This is a genomic window from Acidovorax sp. sif1233, assembly GCF_019218755.1.
Taxonomy (GTDB): domain Bacteria; phylum Pseudomonadota; class Gammaproteobacteria; order Burkholderiales; family Burkholderiaceae_C; genus Acidovorax.
Map to the genome: position 1 here is coordinate 1 of NZ_JAHUWZ010000023.1, position 482 is coordinate 482.

The 482-nt window shown below is 67.2% G+C and carries 2 protein-coding genes; one reads left to right on the forward strand and one right to left on the reverse strand.

Going from position 1 to position 482, the window contains the following annotated elements; genetic code table 11:
- On the forward strand, positions 1-310 hold a 310-nt coding region (locus tag KW843_RS26655), incomplete at its 5' end, for an SCP2 sterol-binding domain-containing protein (protein ID WP_218298116.1).
- Here KW843_RS26655 and KW843_RS26660 read toward each other — a convergent pair.
- On the reverse strand, positions 275-482 hold a 208-nt coding region (locus KW843_RS26660; RefSeq protein ID WP_218298117.1), incomplete at its 5' end, for a hypothetical protein. The two genes, KW843_RS26655 and KW843_RS26660, sit on opposite strands and share 36 nt — an antisense overlap.

Consider the following 482-nt stretch of genomic DNA (forward strand, 5'->3'; position numbering starts at 1 on the left):
GTTCATCAGCGCGCAGGAGGGCAGGCTGGTGATGGCCCCTGACTGCGAGGCGGCCGATGTCTGCTTCAGTGGCTGCAGCCACGATCTCATCCTGATCGCCGGTCGCAAGGAAGATCCGGACTCCCTCTTCTTCCAGCGCCGGCTGAAGATCGAAGGGGACACCGAACTGGGGCTGGAGCTGAAGAACCTGCTGGACAGCCTGGATCTGGAGGCATTGCCCAGCCTGATGAAGTACCCCCTGATGGATCTGGCGACCCTGGTCGAGCGTACCCGCTCAGCGCAGGAGCCAGTGCCCGCGCCGGTGGGCTGAGCTGCGCCTCAGGTGCCGTGCTATGCCCTCGGCATGGTGGCGGCGATGGCGCCGGGCCCACAGACAACGACAGCCCCACAGGCAGGGTAGCAGGGCGAGCAGCGCCGTGGTGTCGGGCAGGCGCAGCAGCAAGAGCCCCAGCGCCAGCCATGCGAAGGGCAGGGCCTCGTAG